Below are 15,742 nucleotides of genomic sequence, written 5' to 3'. Positions count from 1 at the left end.
GGCCGGCGCGGTTCTTTGCTTTGCGCTAGCCCAGCGCCTTGAGCACTTCCGGTAGTGCTTCTTCGAAAAGCGCCATCTCGGCTTCAGGTCCAACACTGACGCGGATGCAACGATTGAGTGGAGCAACACCCGGCATCCGGATGAAGACACCATGCTGTATCAGCCCGTCGACGATGGCGCGGGCATAAGTGCCGTCGTGTCCGGCGTCGATAGCAACGAAGTTGGTCGCGGACGCAAGTGGAAGCAGGTTGTTCGCCTTGGCAATTGTGGTGATCCGGTCGCGTGCCATGCGGATGTTGCTCACGACTTCGGCGAGATAGGCCTGATCCTTGAGTGCCGCCAGAGCCGCCACCGTCGCCAGCCGGTTCATCCCGAAATGATTGCGGATCTTGTCGAACGCGCGTGCGGTGCCTGGTGTCGAGATGACATAGCCGACCCTGGCGCCAGCTAGGCCGTAGGCCTTCGAGAATGTCCGCGTGCGCACGATATTGGGAAGGTCGATGAGCGCCTCGATCGCTGGCAGAGATCCGGCCGGCCCGGTTTCGCTGTAGGCCTCGTCGAGGACCAGCATCGTGGTTTCCGGGAGCGCGCGGGCAAAGGCGACGATGCTATCGGCATCCCACCAGCTTCCCATCGGATTGTCCGGGTTGGCGAAATAGACCAGAGGCGCGTTCTCGCGCTTAGCGGCCTCCAGAAGGCCGTCGAGGTCTTCGCGATCGTTGACATAGGGCACGGTGACGAGCCGGCCGCCGAAGCCGGCAACGTGGAAGTTGAAGGTCGGATAGCCACCGAGCGAGGTCACGACAGGCGCCCCAGGCTCGATCACAAGCCGCACGATCTGACCGAGCAATTCATCGATGCCGCCACCGATCGCGATGGAGTCGATTCCGACGCCCAGAGGCCTGGCGAGCGCCTCCCTGAGTGCATAGTTTTCGGGGTCGTTGTATTTCCAAATATCACCAGCCTGCTCGCGCATGGCGGCAAGCACGGATGGGGCTGGGCCGAAGCCGTTCTCGTTGGCGCCGATACGCGCCTTGACCAAAAGGCCGCGCTGGCGCTCGATCGCTTCTGGACCGACGAAGGGAACGGTGGAGGGAAGGGCGCTAGCAAGCGGCGTGAAGCGCGAAAAGGCGGACATGCTGGGGCAGTTTCCTGGATGCTGTGGAAAATCGGACCGAGAATAGGCTCTGCTGCCGCCAAGGCAAGAAACATTATTCCGCGGTGAGCGCGATTTACATGCGTACGGCTCCGCGGGCTTCGAGTGCTTCCACGTTGCCGGCCATGAAATCCGCACGCACTACGCGACGTAGAACCTCCGGCTCGATTGTATTGATGAACCGCACGCCAATGCGCTCGTTATTGCGATAGACCTCGGCGCAACCAATCCGATAAGCAAGGCCAAGAATACTAAGGTAGTAGTGCTTTGGCAGGCCCGCTGTGGATGAAACGACAAACGTGGCACCCCCGCGCGAGATGTCGATGATCTCTGCGCTGCGGATGGAGATACCGGTAAGGCAGGGCCGCACCGCGATGATACGCGCAGGGCGTCTAACACTGAACTGTTCCCAGCGCGTCTCGTAAACCGCAGATTTTACGGTCGCAAGGTGCGTGGCGCGAAGCATCGACATTTCCGCGTGTCTCCCTGGAACCAAGGTCGTCCCGGTCCTCTTCGACTGGAGCTTCACACGAATGCTTTGCGCAATTGTCAAGGAACCAAATACAATTTTAACGACGCAGTCGTTTTCCGGGCGCCCCACCTTGGAAGACGGGAATTAAGATCGAGTGGCCAGGGCTGCGAGCACCGCGATGCGCCGCAATTGTCGTAAAAAAGTCATCGAACTCTTTTCGGCTCTGCACGTTTTTCTGATTGTCGGGGGCGCCGATGGCGCTTCAAAATTACAAAGCGAGGAAATCACAATGGCTGATGTCAGAGTTCCGTCGAAATCGTGGGTGGTCGTTTGCGATGGTGCCAAGGCATTGATCCTGCGGAACGCGGGCGACATAGAATTGATGAACCTCAAGGTTGAGGAAACCTTGAGCCAGCCCAATGAGCCGGATCGCGAAATAGGAGCCGACAAACCGGGTCGAACGCACGCGGCCGATGGGCAGAGCGCTAGTGCCGTCGAGCAAACAGATTGGCATGAGCAGGCCGAGGCACAGTTTCTGAAACAGGTTGCCGTGAAAATGGACCTGTTGGTGCGCGAAAAGAATGCTCGCAACATCATTTTGGTCGCGCCGCCAAAGGCACTCGGTACCCTGCGGAGCAGCCTGACACCTCAAGTTCAGGCTGCGATTTCGGCTGAAGTGCCGAAGGACTACATCAATCTGCCTGTCGACCAGATAGAGCGACACCTTGCTGCTTGAGACACTATCGCCAAACCCGGATCTGCGCCGGCGGCTTCTATGGTCCCGGCGCCTCACCGGCAAAGAGCGTTTCGTTCTCGGAAATAAGCCCGACCAGTCGGTCAATGACGGTGCGCACTTCCGGGCGTTGACGCTCGTCGTCGTGAGCCGTGACCCACATCTCGTAAGTCAACTCTTCGATAAGCGGCCCAGCGCGAACGAGGCTCTGGTCAGAATCCCCGATGAAGCACGGTAGGACGCCGCGTCCGGCACCGCCGCGGATGAGATAGAAGAGCATATGCGGCGTATTCGTCCAGCCGGTGATCCAGTAGTCCGGATGCTCGAAGGTCCACTTGTCGGCCGGCGTGATGGCGATGTCTGTGCCGAGTGAGATCCAGTTGCGGTTGCGATCGTCGAAGCTGCGCGCCTGGTAAACGGCATGTGCAACGCCGACGGATCGCCGAATTGCAACGTTGCCGGTGTCGGGGCGGTCATGGCGAATAGCGATGTGGGCCTCGCGGTAGGTGAAGTCGACGCCGCCGTCGCAGGTCTTGTAGCACATCCGAAAGGCGTCCTTCGGCGTCCAGATGGCTGCAAGGTGGGAGGCCACAAAGCGTGACGTCCAACTGTCGGCGGCCATCGAGACGATGGGAAGCGTCAACACTTCGCCTCGCCAATCCGCAATGGATTGGGCTGCGTCCTGCATCAAGCGAACCCGCTCGAGAAGCGCAACTCCGTCGTTTGCCAGCAGGTATCCCGTCGGTCCGCGGTTGAAGAGCGCGCGTCCCGTCGCACGCTCCAGTGCCAGCATGCGACGGCCTATCGTCGGTGCGCTGAGGCCGGTTTGCGTTGCCGCAGCCGAAAGCCCACCGCCAGTAGCCACATGGAAGAACAACTGCAGGTCGTCCCAGTTCGCATCTTTCATGGATGAAAACCCTCTTTCTCCCATGCATCTACATCGAGAGTACGGGGAGACTTAGCTCAGTCACATCAGCAATAGATGGAGGCCCGAGCAATGGATCTCAACTGGGTGGTTGTCTGGAGTACCTTTCAGGATCGCAATCGAAAAGTTCACCGGGATCGGTTTAGCGATCCGCTCGAAGGCCCGGAATGGCAGAGCCTTCAGCTGATCGTGCGGCTCTTCGCTTGGCGGGCCGCGAGACGCAGTGCCGCCAGGAACGCGGCGTTGTCGCGGGCGAAATGCGAGAGCGGTCGCACGCCGGCTACGCTTCGAAATTCAGTCGCAAGACGTGATGCAGGAATTCCGGGTTGATCAGCATGTTGAAGCTGATTGTCACGAGGTCGCCCTCGCGCTTGACGACCGTAGAGCCGATCTCGTCGTGAATGCCGAGGATCTCGAGGAAGAAATGATTCGGCACCTCGAGGTTCGGGTTGACCTCGATGACCGCGCCCGCAAGCGTAATGGTGCGGATCAAGCAGCGGACCTGCGTTCCCGTGCTGAGGTGGTGTCCGACAAAGATGATCTTGCCGGGGCGATCGAGCGAAAATTCCCGGTAGGCCTGTTCGGGCTGCGGGTGTTCTGTGTCGAGGTGCATCTGAAAGGCCACGGTAGCCTCCGCTTGTTGTACGCTTCGAGATTAGCGCAAGATTGCTGACAACTTCTGAACAATCTCCCTACAATCTGAAGCTTATGCCTGTCTGGAGAGCAAAATGGCTCATTCTTGGGCAAGACGGGCCTGCTTGACAGTCCGTCGCCCTTCAAGCATATCGGACATGGCTCGAGGCGCCGGCCGCTCGCGGACGAAAAGTCCATGGTGAAGTCCTCGGCAAGATTCAGTCACAGCCATTTGGTGCATGCTGACTGCAGGCAATGCGAGCTCCCTTGTAACGGTCGAAATGGCATGCCTTCCGAAAGGCTGAATCCGTGACCACTGCATATCCAACGATCGAAGAACTGAAATCGCAGGCGAAGCGTCTTCGTCAGGCGATGGAAACACGCGGCACCGCGATCTCCCACAGCGCCGCCCTTGAGCTTGTCGCGCAACAGCACGGCCTGCGTGACTGGAACACGCTTTCCGCGCTTGCGACGCGGCCAAACGAAGAGCCGATCGCCGCGCTTTCCGTCGGCGCCCAAGTCCGCGGCCGGTATCTGAACCAGGCGTTCAGCGGCAAGATCCTGGCGCTTTCGGCGCACGGTGGAGGGCTCCACAAGATCACCATCCACTTCGACGAGCCTGTCGATGTCGTGACCTTCGAGAGTTTCTCGGCGTTCCGGCAGCGCATCAATGCACAGGTCGACGGCAACGGCGTGTCGCCGCGCAAGACGTCGAACGGCGTTCCCCACCTCGTTCTCGACATCTGAGCCGTTCCCGGTTTTCCGTCCCACACGGCCCGCAGCCGCGTGCCGTAGCTCTTCGGTATCCCTATGAAAAACAATGCTGAAAAGAACATGTTTCTGACCGCCCCGCTTGCCGTCGTCTTCGCGCGGACGGCGGCGCCGATCATCATGATCACCACGATCAATGGGCTCTTCGCCGTGGTCGACGCCTACTTTCTCGGTGCCTATGTCGGGCCGGCAGCGCTCTCGGCAGTCACGCTCATCTTTCCCGGGCTGATGATGGTCATCGCCCTGCAATCCCTCGTATCGAACGGCATGGCAAGCATCCTTGCGCGCCAGCTCGGTGCAGGAGACAGGCCGACCGCGCGCCGGACGTTTGCCACTGCGCATCTCCTGGCGATCGCAGTCGTGGCCGCACTCAATCTCGTCTATTGGAGTATCGGCTGGCGGATCGTCGAGGCGGCCGCCGAAGGCAACGCGACGGTGGCCGCGAACGCCACGCTCTTCATGGCGATCATGATCGGCTCCGCGGTCATCGCCTTCTTCCTGTCGCTGAACATCGATGCCCTGCGCTGCGAAGGTCGGATCGGCTTCATGACCGCCGTGACGCTCGCCGCATCGCTCCTCAACATCGCAGCCAACTGGTTTTTCATGGCGGTGATGCAGTGGGGCGTTGCCGGTTCCGCGATCGGCACCGTCTCGGCGCAAGCGATCTGCCTTGCCGCAATCCTCGCCTATCGCTGGCTCAAGGCAGACGCCTTGCGACCGGCAGGTCGCGGCGCGGCTGGCGAATGGAAAACCATCCTCGCATTGGGCATGCCCATGAGTCTCGGTTTCATCGGGATTTCGTTGAGCTCGGCCGCGGTGATCTTCAATCTTTCGCTCTGGGGCAGGTCCGACTACGTGGCGACGATCGGCGCCTACGGCATCATCACGCGGATCATGACCTTCGCCTATCTGCCGCTGCTCGGCCTCAACGTCGCCTTCCAGACCATCTCAGGCAACAATTTCGGGGCAGGGCTCTCCGATCGAGTTGGCCGCAGCCTGCGGATCGCGATGGTCTCGGCGCTCGTCTATTGCGCATCCATCGAGCTGGTCGTCGAATTGCTGGCCGGACGGTTCGGGGCGATCTTCGTTAGCGATCCTGCTGTGGTGAGCGAGGTGGCGCGCATCCTGCCCTGGACGGTCGGCTGCTATTTCCTCTTCGGCCAGATGATCGTGCTCTCGGGCTATTTCCAGTCGATCGGGGATGCAAAGCGCGCGGCGATCTTCGGCCTCTCAAGGCCCTATCTCTTCACGCTGCCCCTGACTTTCCTGCTGCCACATCTCTTCGGCGAGATGGGCATCTGGATGGTGCCGGTCTTTGCGGAATTGTGCATGCTGCTGCTCGCTGCCTGGGTGCTTGTTCGCTTCGCGAAAAGCAAGGGCTGGCGCTACGGCCTGCTCCCCGCGTGAGCGATGAAAGCCGCGCCTCATGGGCGCGGCTTTCCGATTCATTCATTGTTGTCGCCGCTGGCAATGGTCGCTGCAGCATCGGCTTCCTTGAGCGCCTCAGCGCATTCCTGGCAGCAGACCTCGACGGTCTTCCCGCCGAGCTTGACGCTGATGACATCGGGCCCGAGTTCGCGGTCGCAGGCGGCACAGGTGGTTTTCTTCACGGCAATGATCCTCCGGTTTCATGTCCCATTTGGGACCGGACCATCAGAGCACTTTCGTCGCGGCCGCCGCTGTCGAATTCTTTAGCAACTTGTCAGCGCCGAAGCCGCGCCGCGCGCTGGAATTCCGCGGGCGTCTGACCATAGTTCTGGCGGAACGAGGAGGTGAAGTGGCTGTGGCTGGAAAAGCCCAGTTCCAGGCCAAGCGCGGTCAGATCGTCATACTGCCCAAGCAGATCGAGCGCCCTGGCAAGGCGGAGCCGCAGCTGGTAGCGGTAAAGCGGGGTGGCCTCGACCTGCTGGAAGACCTGCGTGAGATAAACAGGGGAGACGCCGATTTCCGCGGCAATTTCGGCAAGCGTCCACCGGCGAGCAAGATCCGAGGAAAGGGCCAGCTTTGCCCGGTCGACAAGCTTCTGCCGGCCGATGCTCGCACCTGCCGCATGTGATGTTCGTTCTCCGAGCGACCGGCGGACGAGCGTCAGTGCCAGCGTTTCGGCTTCCAGTGTCTCTGCAGCCTTGCGATGCAGGCCGTGACGCAACAGCGCCACGAGCGCCTGCGCCCGCGGATCGATCCGCCGTCGCTGCCGGCGGAAGCCGAAAAGCTCGCCCGGCTGGATCTGGTCTTTCGGCGCCAGCTCGGCAAGCAATGCTTCGTCGATGGATAGGTCGATACAGGCATCGCCGCCGTCGACGGGGTGGCTGATCCGATAGCCTTGCGCGGTATTGAAGAACAGCATCTGGTTCGCCTCCGCCACGGTGTCGTTGCGCCCGACGTGGCGCATGAAAACACCGCGGTAAGGATAGACCAGGCTCGTCCTGTGGGCGCATTCCTCGTCGCTTTTATGCCGGCACGCGCCATTACAGATGACGTCACGGATCGTGAGCGTCTTCGTCTTCAGCAGCAGCTCGGTCGAGAATTGCGTCATGACGGTTCCGGAAGTTGCATGCATGAAGCCTGCTATCGGCATCCTAGCACAGTTCAGTCCCGGCAATAGACGTGCACATCGCTTTCGGTCTGATAGCGCGACAGGCCGATATCTTTCAGCTGCTCGTCCGATAGCTCCATGACGGCGTTCAGATTGCGCCGTTCTCTTAATTTGCGAGCCGTCCAGCGATAAATGGAGAGAAACGCGGTGGGGAGCCGCGATGGCTTGGCCGAACGACGGCTGTCGGCCGGAATAATGGTGGTTGAGCCGTGCATGGTAATCCTCCATCGGTTTGATTTCGATGGAGGCAGTGAACCATCCGCACGGCTCGCCCGCTGTCAGATTATTTAGCGATTCTGCGTCGTCTTATTTCAACAGCCACTCGTGCTCCGGCGCATTGTGGAACTTCCACACACGCTTCGGCCCGGCCATCACATTGAGATAGTAGAGGTCGTAGCCGTGGATGGTGGCGCAAGGGTGATAGCCCTTCGGCACCAGCGTCACATCGCCATTTTCCACCGCCATCGCCTCATCGAGCGAGCGATCGTCGGTGTAGACACGCTGGAACGCAAAGCCCTGCGGCGGGTTCATGCGGTGATAATAGGTTTCTTCCAGCAGGCTCTCATTCGGAAGATTGTCCTGATCGTGCTTGTGCGACGGATAGGACGAGGTGTTTCCGCTGGGCGTGATGACCTCGACGACCAGCAGCGAGTGCGCGGAGTTGTCGTCCTCGGGCATGATATTGGTCACGAGGCGCACATTCGAGCCCTTGCCGCGCTGGAACTGCGGATGCACGCCGGGTGGGATGAGCTTTGCCTTGTAGTCACCACCGCCAGGCGCAGAGCAGACGGCGAGCTCGAGGTCCGTTTCGGCCGTTACCGACCAGCTGGAGCCAGCCGGTACATAGAGCGAGTGTGGCGCACCTTCGAACGGGCTCATCCGCCCGCCGACGGAGCCGAAATCCTCGCCTGCGGCCGTTGCCTTGCCCTTGCCTGACACCCAGACAAGGCAGACTTCGCGGTCGCTGGCGTTGCCGGATACGGTCTCACCCGGCTTGAGGCGGTGCATGTCGAAGCCGACGTAGGTCCAACCCGCATTCTCAGGCGTCACATGAGTGACGCGACCATGCGCGCCGGATGGTTTCACTTTCAGGTTTGGCATGGAGGTCTCTCCTCGATATTCAGCGCGATTTTCCCCTCCTCAACCCTCCCCACAAGTGGGAGGGGCTAACCTGCTGCGCTCTCGGCATTCACGTTGCTGCGTCTCATCTGCGAGAACGAATATAGTGGCAAGGCGCTGCGGCAAATTATGCCCCGCCCCCTTGTGGGGGGGGGGTGGGGAGGGGCTTTATCCTCAAGCCCCCTTCGGGAACCCTTCTGTCTCGACCGTATAGCCAGCCGCCGTCATCACCCGCATCAGCTCGGCATGACCGATCTCCGCCATCTTCTGCGGCGGCGCCTTGCGCGGATCCTGTTCGGCCTCGACGACAAACCAGCCTTCGTATCCGTAACCGGCGAACCGCTTGACGATGGCACCGAAATCGAGCGAACCGTCGCCCGGTACGGTGAAGGCGCCGAGCGCCACCGCGTCGAGGAAGGACTGCTTGCTGCGGTCCAATCCTTCGACGACTGGCTTGCGGATATCCTTGACGTGAACATGGTTGATGCGGGCGTGGTGATTGTCGATGGCGCGCAGAACGTCGCCGCCGGCAAAGGCCAGATGCCCGGCATCGAGCAGCAGCGGAATGCCTTCGCCCGAATTGCGCATGAAGGCGTCGAGCTCCGGTTCGGTCTCGACGACGGCGGCCATATGGTGGTGATAGGAAAGCGGCATGCCCTGCTCGGCGCACCATTCGCCGAACTGCGTGACCTTGCGCGCATAGGCCTTCATCTCGTCATCCGAGAGGCGCGGCTTGGTGGCCAGGGGCTTGGAGCGGTCGCCCTGGATGGAGCGGCCAACTTCGCCATAGACGATGCAGGGCGCGTTGACGGCCTTGAACAGCTCGATCATCGGCGCGATGCGATCCTTGTTGGCCGCAAGCTCTTCGTCGACGAGCGTGCCAGAGAACCAGCCGCCGCAAAGCGTCACGTCGGCGGCGCGCAGGATCGGCAGCATCTCGGCCGGATTGTTCGGAAAGCGGCGACCCTGTTCCATGCCGGTAAAGCCGGCGCCGCGCGACTGGCGCAGGCATTCTTCCAGGGATACGTCGTCGCTGAGCTCGGGAAGATCGTCGTTCCACCAGGCGATCGGCGACATGCCAAGTTTGGCCTTCATCAATAGTCTCCTCAAAAGCATTGTCGGAAGAGCGTTGCCGCTCTTCCAGAAGATGAAATCAGTCGATCAGCCGATGCGCTGGGCGGCCCGCGCCTTGACGTAGGCCGCGTGCGCCTTATTGACCTGCTCGCGCGGGCTGACTTCCGGAACGGCAACGTCCCACCAGTAGCCGCCGGCATCCGTGGTGATCAGCGGATCGGTGTCGATCACGAAGACCGAAGTGCGATCGTTCTTCTTCGAGTCGGCAATCGCCTTCTCGAGTTCGGCGATCGACGCAACCTTGACCGCGATCGCGCCCATGCTCTCGGCATGTGCCCGGAAGTCGATCTCCGGCATGACCTCGTAGTGCGCGTCCTTCAGCAGATTGTTGAAGTTGGCACCACCGGTCGCCATCTGCAGGCGGTTGATGCAGCCGTAGCCACGGTTGTCGAGCAGGACGATGTTGAGCTTCAGGCCGAGCATGACCGATGTCGCGAGCTCGGAATTCAGCATCATGTAGGAGCCGTCGCCGACAAGAACGAAGACTTCCTTCTCAGGATGCGCCATCTTGGCCCCAAGGCCGCCGGCAATCTCGTAGCCCATGCAGGAGAAGCCATATTCCATGTGGTAGCTGCCTGGCGCGGTCGCCGGCCAGAGCTTGTGCATCTCGCCCGGCAGACCGCCGGCAGCACATAGGCCGATGGCCTTTTCGAGGTCGATCGAGCGGGTAACAGCGCCGATCACCTGGGCGTCAGAGGGCAGGGCGGCATTGGTGCTCGCCATCGCCTTGGCGGCGGCGTCCATCCAGGCCTTCTTTTCCCGCTCGGCCTTTTCCGCCAGTGCGGTCGGCGCCTTCCAGCCTGCAAGCCCGCTCGAAACGGCCTTCAACCCCTCGCGGGCATCGGCCACCAGCGTCTGACCGTCGTGCTTGGCTGCGTCGTATGCAGCAATGTTGAGGCCGAGGATCTTCAGCTTGTCGTTCTGGAAAAGCGCCCACGAGCCCGTCGTGAAGTCCTGACAACGTGTGCCGACCGCGATGATCAGGTCCGTTTCGGTTGCAATCGCATTGGCCGCAGATGTCCCGGTGACGCCGACGGAGCCGAGCGCCAGCGGATGCCGTTCGTCGATCGCCGACTTGCCGGCCTGCGTGACGACGACGGGGATCCGGTGTTCCTCGGCAAACGCCGTGAGCTCCTTGGTGGCCTGCGAATAGAGCACGCCGCCGCCGGCAATGATCACCGGCTTTTCTGACTTCTTGATGAGCGCGATGGCGCTTGCCAGCTCGTCGGCATCCGGGCGAGGGCGGCGCGTGGTCCAGACACGCTCCTCGAAGAAGCTCTCGGGATAATCGAAGGCTTCGGCTTGCACGTCCTGGCACAATGACAGCGTGACCGGGCCGCAATCATAAGGATCGGTCAGTACCTGCATGGCGCGCTTCAGCGCCGAGATGATCTGCTCTGGCCGCGTGATGCGGTCGAAATAGCGGGAAACCGAACGGAAGGCGTCGTTGGCTGAAACGGTGCCGTCGCCAAAATCCTCGATCTGCTGTAGCACGGGATCGGGCGCGCGATTGGCGAAGACGTCGCCGGGCAGGAAGAGAACCGGGATGCGGTTGACGTGGGCAACACCGGCAGCCGTCACCATGTTGAGGGCGCCTGGACCGATCGACGTCGTGCACGCCATGAAACGCTGTCGGAAATTTGCCTTGGCATAGGCAATCGCCGCATGCGCCATGCCTTGCTCATTGTGGGCGCGATACGTCGGCAGTTCGCCTCGCACTTGGTAGAGAGCCTCGCCGATGCCGGCGACGTTGCCGTGGCCGAAGATCGCCCAGACGCCGCCGAAGATCGGCACCTTCTTGCCGTCGACCACGGTCATCTGCTTCTTGAGGAAATGCGTGACGGCCTGAGCCATCGTCAATCGTACAGTCTTGCCCATGGGGCACCTCCCAAATGCTTTAATTAATTCAGGCCGCGGGTTTTCAACCAGGCGTCTGTCAATTGGCGGAAGCGTCCGGCCATGTCTGCGATCGCTTCCTCATCATTTAGCTTACCGGAAAGCCAGCCGCGTGCCGCTTCAGCAAAGATCGTGCGACCGACCGCAAAGCCCTTGACGGAAGGTGCAGCCAGCGTCGCCTCGAAGCCCTTGAGCAGCTCGTCGGCCGGAGCCTCAAGTCCGAGCAGCACGATACCACGGCACCATGGGTCGTTCTTGGCAATCACGGCCTCGATCTTTTTCCAGGCGGCCGTCGAGGCCTGCGGTTCGAGCTTCCACCAGTCGGGCTTGATGCCGAGTGCATAGAGCTCTTCCATCGCCGTCGAGACCGTGTCGTCGGTTAGTGGCCCGTTCTTGCTCGAAATGATTTCGATCAGCAGTTCGCGGCCGACCTTGCGCGCGGCTTCGAAGAGCGTGCGCAGTTTCTCCTGCTGTTCGGTCTTCAGCGCTGCCGGATCATCCGGATGGTAGAAGCAGAGGCACTTGATGCAATGATCGAGCGGCCATTCGACGAGCTGCGAGCCGATATCCTGGCTGAACTCGAAGCGCAGTGGCTTGGACCCCGGCAATTCTACCGGGCGGCCGATCCAGGCAAAGTTCTTGGTTGCCGCATCGAAGAAGGCATCGCGCCCGAAACGCTCATCGATCAACATGCCGTAACCGCTGCGGCCATCAGCGACACGCGCCGCGGCCTCCACGGCAAGGCGCTTGAAGGCGACGATCTTCTTGTAGTCCAGGTTCAGTTCGTCGCAGATGCTGGTCAGCTGTGAACGGTGATCGATGGCAAGCGCCATGAGGAGCGGAATGTCGCCCTTGCGCGTCGAAGCCCAATGGATGTGATTGATCGCCTCGTCCTTGCGCAGCGCGCGATGCTGGCTTCCGTGCTTCAGGAAGAAGTCGAGTTCGGCCCAGGTCGGATACTCGGGCGAGCAGAGCAGGCGGGAGACGGCGAAGGCGCCGCAGGCGTTGGCCCAGGTCGCGCAGGTCTTCAGCGGCTCGTTCTTCAGCCAGCCACGTAGCAGGCCCGACATGAAGGCATCGCCGGCGCCAAGCACGTTGAATACCTCGATCGGAAAGCCTTCCCCGACGATGCCGTCTTCCAGATTGTCGCTGATCGGGCCGTCATAGACGATGCAGCCCATGGCGCCGCGCTTGAGAACGATGGTCGCCGGCGAAAGGCGACGGATTTCCTTGAGCGCGCCGAGGACGTCATCGGCACCTGAGGCAATCAGGATTTCCTCTTCCGTTCCGACGATCAGGTCGCAGTCCGGAAGTGTTTCCTTCATCTTCGAGGAGACGCGATCGGACTTCACATAGCGCTCGAAGCCTTCGGCGTGGCCGGCAAGGCCCCAGAGATTCGGTCGATAATCGATGTCGAAGATAACCCTGCGGCCGTTGGCCTTGGCGATTCGGATAGCCTTGCGCTGGGCGGCTTCCGTATTCGGCCGGGAGAAATGCGTGCCCGACACCAGCACCGCGCGCGAGGATTTGATGAAACTCTCATCAATGTCGCCTTCGTCGAGCGCCATGTCGGCACAGTCAGAGCGATAGAAGATCATCGGCGAGACGCCTTCGGCCTCGACAGCCAGCAGCACCAGTGCCGTGAGGCGTTCCTTGTCGGTCTTGATGCCCTTCGTCTCTACCCCTTCGCGCGCAGACTGCTCGATGATGAAGCGGCCCATCTGCTCGTCGCCGACCCGGGTGATCAGGCCGGACTTCAGGCCAAGACGCGCCGTCCCGATGGCGATGTTGGCAGGGCAGCCGCCGACGGACTTGGCAAAGGAGCCGATGTCCTCGAGCCGCGAACCGATCTGCTGGCCGTAGAGATCGACCGAAGAGCGGCCGATGGTGATCACGTCAAGCGACGGTTCCGGCTGCGAGCCCGGGTTCGGTTGTGCCATGATGTCCTCCCGCTAGATTTTAGCTACGGCTTGGCGCCTGCTGATTGCGAGTAATGAAACATCGGTTCCGTATTGTTGTCAATTCGGAATGTTTATTCCATTTTTGATTTTGTCGATTTTACCTGGGTTCGCTTGCGCCGCCGCTCCGCGATCGCAACTGGGAGCGCCATCGTCAGGGCCATCGAGGCCGAGAGCGAGCGGAAACCGGCGAAATCCGCCTCCGCCACTTCGAACCAGCAGGTGGCGCGGGCAGCGAGCGGCGAGAAGGCCGAATCGGTAATAGCAACAACGGGCACCCCTCGATCTGCGAGCGCTTCCGCCTGGCTCAGGCTGTCGGCGGCATAAGGCGAGAAGCTCGCCGCGATTGCCGCATCTTTGTGAGTCGCAAATTGCACCATTTCCGGATCGACGCCATTTGGCGACGCGACGATCTGGTGCCGGATGTTCAGCTTCGAGAAGGCATAGGTCATGTGTGCTGTCAGCGGATAGGAGCGGCGCTTGGCGATCAGGTAGATCGTCTCGGCAGCCGCGAGAATATCGACCGCCTTGGTGAAGGTATCGGTCTGCACAGTGGCAGCCAGTCGGTTGACCGACTGGCTTGCAGCCGAAATGAAGCCGGAAAGCAGGTTGGCGTCCTCGTCATCGCCGCTGGCCTGCTCCAGCGTGACCAGGCGCTCTTCATAGCTCAGCGTCCGATCGCGCAACCTCTCGCGAAAGATGCTCTGCAGATCGGAGAACCCCTCGTAGCCTAAATGATGCGCGAGACGCACCAGCGTCGACGGCTGCACGTCAGAGGCCGCAGCGATGCTCGCCGTTGTGCCGAACGCGATCTCGTCGGGATTGCCGAGGGCGAAAGCGGCGACCTGTGCCAGCCTCTTCGGCATGTTTGCTTTGCGCTCGATAATCGTGCTGCGCAGACTCTCGAAGTCGCGCGGCACGCGTATGGGCGTCTTGGTGTCACTATCCATAGGCACGATCCGATGAATGAAATAAACATTCCATAATTCGGACCATAAATGATTTCCATCCGCGTGCCTAACTGTTTTTATTTCGCTGTAATTTAAGGGGTTTGGTCAGAAAAACCAAGCGTGCGGCGAAAAGTGGCCATCAACGGCGCTTGTCAAAATGATCTAAATATTCCAAAAAATCGGCGAGGAACGCGGAGGAGACAAGATGAAGCCACTCGGAATTGGCCTGATCGGCACCGGCTATATGGGCAAATGCCACGCATTGGCATGGAACGCAGTGAAGACGGTATTCGGGGACGTCGAGCGTCCACGCCTGATTCATTTGGCCGAGGCCAATGCAGACCTTGCGGCCAAGCGCGCCTCCGAATTCGGCTTCGAAAAGGCAACCGCCGATTGGCGCAAGCTGATCGCTGATCCTGAGGTCGACGTCGTGTCGGTCACCACGCCGAACCAGTTCCACGCGGAGATGGCAATTGCTGCGCTCGAAGCGGGCAAGCATGTCTGGTGCGAGAAGCCGATGGCGCCGGCATATGCCGATGCCGAGCGTATGCTGAAGACAGCAAAGGCTGCGGGCAAGGTCGCAGTTCTCGGCTACAACTACATCCAGAATCCGGTCATGCGCCACATCAAGACGTTGATCGAGGAAGGTGCGATCGGCGCGGTCAACCACATCCGCGTCGAAATGGACGAGGACTTCATGGCCGATCCCGACGCGTTCTTCTATTGGAAGAGTGAGCTTTCCGCCGGGTATGGCGCTCTGGATGATTTCGCCGTGCATCCGCTGTCGCTGCTCTGGTATCTGTTCGGTCACGTTGAGGCTGTCATTACCGATATGGTGAAGCCCTATGCCGATCGTCCGGTGAAGGAAGGTGGACGTCGCAACGTCGAGAATCACGACGCCGCCAACGTTCTGATGCGACTTGGCGGTGGAATTTCCGCTGTCCTGATGGCGAATCGCGCCGCCTGGGGGCGCAAGGGTCGAATCGCGCTGCAGATCTTTGGCTCGAAGGGTTCGATCGCCTATGATCAGGAACGCATGAACGAGTTCGAGCTCTATCAGGTGGCGGGCCGCGGCTCAGAACAGGGCTTCCGCAAGATACTGGCCGGCCCGGCGCATCGTCCATACGACCGCTTCATTCCGGCGCCTGGTCATGGTCTTGGCTTCAACGATCTGAAGATCATCGAATGCCGCGAACTGATCCGTGCAATTTCCGGCGAGCCGTCGTCGATCGTGACATTCGAAGACGGTCTTAGGATAGAGAAGTCTGTTCACGCCATGGCACAGTCATTCCACGAGCGCCGCTGGATCGAGATCGATTGAGGTCGATCCCTTCCGGTTGACGGCGCTGGGGGCAGGGGGTAGGCCTTTGCTGGAACGCGTGGCTGCGGGCTGGGAGTG

General features: G+C 60.8%; 16 protein-coding genes. 4 read left to right on the top strand and 12 right to left on the bottom strand.

Going from position 1 to position 15,742, the window contains the following annotated elements; all coding sequences use genetic code 11:
* Positions 1-25: 25 nt before the first annotated feature.
* A complete protein-coding gene (locus FHT77_RS00990) occupies positions 26-1,138 on the bottom strand; it encodes a pyridoxal phosphate-dependent aminotransferase (protein ID WP_183751702.1) in 1,113 nt (370 codons plus the stop codon).
* A gap of 94 nt (positions 1,139-1,232) precedes the next feature.
* Positions 1,233-1,628 (bottom strand): hypothetical protein, encoded by a 396-nt coding sequence (locus FHT77_RS00985; protein WP_016553354.1) that lies wholly within the window; start codon positions 1,626-1,628, stop codon positions 1,233-1,235.
* A gap of 289 nt (positions 1,629-1,917) precedes the next feature.
* Between FHT77_RS00985 and FHT77_RS00980 the strand changes: the two genes are divergently transcribed.
* Positions 1,918-2,364, top strand: a complete 447-nt coding sequence (locus tag FHT77_RS00980) for a host attachment protein (protein ID WP_183751693.1) — start codon at positions 1,918-1,920, stop codon at positions 2,362-2,364.
* 37 nt (positions 2,365-2,401) lie between these two features.
* Here FHT77_RS00980 and FHT77_RS00975 read toward each other — a convergent pair whose 3' ends face one another.
* Positions 2,402-3,268: a LysR family transcriptional regulator gene (locus FHT77_RS00975; RefSeq protein WP_183751691.1), complete on the bottom strand. Its 867-nt coding sequence runs from the start codon at positions 3,266-3,268 to the stop codon at positions 2,402-2,404.
* 298 nt (positions 3,269-3,566) lie between these two features.
* Positions 3,567-3,899, bottom strand: a complete 333-nt coding sequence (locus FHT77_RS00970; RefSeq protein WP_183753822.1) for a hypothetical protein — start codon at positions 3,897-3,899, stop codon at positions 3,567-3,569.
* A 329-nt stretch (positions 3,900-4,228) separates the two neighbouring features.
* Here FHT77_RS00970 and FHT77_RS00965 point away from each other — a divergent pair, with 329 nt between their 5' ends.
* Together FHT77_RS00965 and FHT77_RS00960 are read left to right on the top strand one after the other, a co-directional pair.
* Positions 4,229-4,666, top strand: a complete 438-nt coding sequence (locus FHT77_RS00965) for a glyoxalase superfamily protein (protein WP_183751689.1) — start codon at positions 4,229-4,231, stop codon at positions 4,664-4,666.
* A 63-nt stretch (positions 4,667-4,729) separates the two neighbouring features.
* Positions 4,730-6,097, top strand: a complete 1,368-nt coding sequence (locus FHT77_RS00960; RefSeq protein WP_183751687.1) for an MATE family efflux transporter — start codon at positions 4,730-4,732, stop codon at positions 6,095-6,097.
* 38 nt (positions 6,098-6,135) lie between these two features.
* Here the strand turns inward: FHT77_RS00960 and FHT77_RS00955 are convergent, their stop codons facing one another.
* The 8 genes from FHT77_RS00955 to FHT77_RS00920 all read right to left on the bottom strand — a co-directional run bounded on the left by FHT77_RS00955 (position 6,136) and on the right by FHT77_RS00920 (position 14,343).
* The gene (locus FHT77_RS00955) at positions 6,136-6,300 is read right to left on the bottom strand and encodes a hypothetical protein (protein WP_183751685.1); all 165 of its coding nucleotides are present in this window, start codon (positions 6,298-6,300) and stop codon (positions 6,136-6,138) included.
* A gap of 92 nt (positions 6,301-6,392) precedes the next feature.
* Positions 6,393-7,226, bottom strand: coding sequence for a helix-turn-helix transcriptional regulator (locus tag FHT77_RS00950; RefSeq protein WP_183751683.1), 834 nt, complete (start codon positions 7,224-7,226; stop codon positions 6,393-6,395).
* Positions 7,227-7,279: 53 nt separating this feature from the next.
* Positions 7,280-7,501 carry a DUF1127 domain-containing protein gene (locus FHT77_RS00945; RefSeq protein ID WP_183751681.1) on the bottom strand — a complete coding sequence of 74 codons (222 nt, stop codon included), beginning with the start codon at positions 7,499-7,501 and terminating at the stop codon, positions 7,280-7,282.
* A 91-nt stretch (positions 7,502-7,592) separates the two neighbouring features.
* Entirely contained in the window at positions 7,593-8,387 is a 795-nt protein-coding gene (gene iolB, locus FHT77_RS00940) for a 5-deoxy-glucuronate isomerase (protein ID WP_183751679.1), read from the bottom strand.
* Between the two features lie 192 nt (positions 8,388-8,579).
* Positions 8,580-9,500: a myo-inosose-2 dehydratase gene (iolE, locus tag FHT77_RS00935; protein ID WP_183751677.1), complete on the bottom strand. Its 921-nt coding sequence runs from the start codon at positions 9,498-9,500 to the stop codon at positions 8,580-8,582.
* Between the two features lie 66 nt (positions 9,501-9,566).
* On the bottom strand, positions 9,567-11,417 hold the full coding sequence (gene iolD / locus FHT77_RS00930; RefSeq protein ID WP_183751675.1) for a 3D-(3,5/4)-trihydroxycyclohexane-1,2-dione acylhydrolase (decyclizing): 1,851 nt from the start codon (positions 11,415-11,417) through the stop codon (positions 9,567-9,569).
* 23 nt (positions 11,418-11,440) lie between these two features.
* Complete coding sequence (gene iolC, locus FHT77_RS00925) at positions 11,441-13,375, bottom strand: bifunctional 5-dehydro-2-deoxygluconokinase/5-dehydro-2-deoxyphosphogluconate aldolase (RefSeq protein ID WP_183751673.1); 1,935 nt, start codon at positions 13,373-13,375, stop codon at positions 11,441-11,443.
* Between the two features lie 92 nt (positions 13,376-13,467).
* On the bottom strand, positions 13,468-14,343 hold the full coding sequence (locus FHT77_RS00920; RefSeq protein WP_183751671.1) for a MurR/RpiR family transcriptional regulator: 876 nt from the start codon (positions 14,341-14,343) through the stop codon (positions 13,468-13,470).
* Positions 14,344-14,548: 205 nt separating this feature from the next.
* Here FHT77_RS00920 and FHT77_RS00915 point away from each other — a divergent pair, with 205 nt between their 5' ends.
* Positions 14,549-15,664 carry a Gfo/Idh/MocA family protein gene (locus tag FHT77_RS00915; RefSeq protein ID WP_183751669.1) on the top strand — a complete coding sequence of 372 codons (1,116 nt, stop codon included), beginning with the start codon at positions 14,549-14,551 and terminating at the stop codon, positions 15,662-15,664.
* Positions 15,665-15,742 lie beyond the last annotated feature (78 nt).

It is taken from the genome of Rhizobium sp. BK181, assembly GCF_014193305.1.
Taxonomy (GTDB): domain Bacteria; phylum Pseudomonadota; class Alphaproteobacteria; order Rhizobiales; family Rhizobiaceae; genus Rhizobium.
The sequence above is the reverse complement of the archived record's forward strand: the minus strand, read 5'-3'. Positions and strand labels throughout refer to the sequence as shown.

Coding starts and splice junctions, on each gene's coding strand:
- FHT77_RS00990 (WP_183751702.1), bottom strand. CDS start 1,138: ATGTCCGCCTTTTCGCGCTTCACGCCGCTTGCTAGCGCCCTTCCCTCC.
- FHT77_RS00985 (WP_016553354.1), bottom strand. CDS start 1,628: ATGTCGATGCTTCGCGCCACGCACCTTGCGACCGTAAAATCTGCGGTT.
- FHT77_RS00980 (WP_183751693.1), top strand. CDS start 1,918: ATGGCTGATGTCAGAGTTCCGTCGAAATCGTGGGTGGTCGTTTGCGAT.
- FHT77_RS00975 (WP_183751691.1), bottom strand. CDS start 3,268: ATGAAAGATGCGAACTGGGACGACCTGCAGTTGTTCTTCCATGTGGCT.
- FHT77_RS00970 (WP_183753822.1), bottom strand. CDS start 3,899: ATGCACCTCGACACAGAACACCCGCAGCCCGAACAGGCCTACCGGGAA.
- FHT77_RS00960 (WP_183751687.1), top strand. CDS start 4,730: ATGAAAAACAATGCTGAAAAGAACATGTTTCTGACCGCCCCGCTTGCC.
- FHT77_RS00950 (WP_183751683.1), bottom strand. CDS start 7,226: ATGACGCAATTCTCGACCGAGCTGCTGCTGAAGACGAAGACGCTCACG.
- FHT77_RS00945 (WP_183751681.1), bottom strand. CDS start 7,501: ATGCACGGCTCAACCACCATTATTCCGGCCGACAGCCGTCGTTCGGCC.
- iolB (WP_183751679.1), bottom strand. CDS start 8,387: ATGCCAAACCTGAAAGTGAAACCATCCGGCGCGCATGGTCGCGTCACT.
- iolE (WP_183751677.1), bottom strand. CDS start 9,500: ATGAAGGCCAAACTTGGCATGTCGCCGATCGCCTGGTGGAACGACGAT.
- iolD (WP_183751675.1), bottom strand. CDS start 11,417: ATGGGCAAGACTGTACGATTGACGATGGCTCAGGCCGTCACGCATTTC.
- iolC (WP_183751673.1), bottom strand. CDS start 13,375: ATGGCACAACCGAACCCGGGCTCGCAGCCGGAACCGTCGCTTGACGTG.
- FHT77_RS00920 (WP_183751671.1), bottom strand. CDS start 14,343: ATGGATAGTGACACCAAGACGCCCATACGCGTGCCGCGCGACTTCGAG.
- FHT77_RS00915 (WP_183751669.1), top strand. CDS start 14,549: ATGAAGCCACTCGGAATTGGCCTGATCGGCACCGGCTATATGGGCAAA.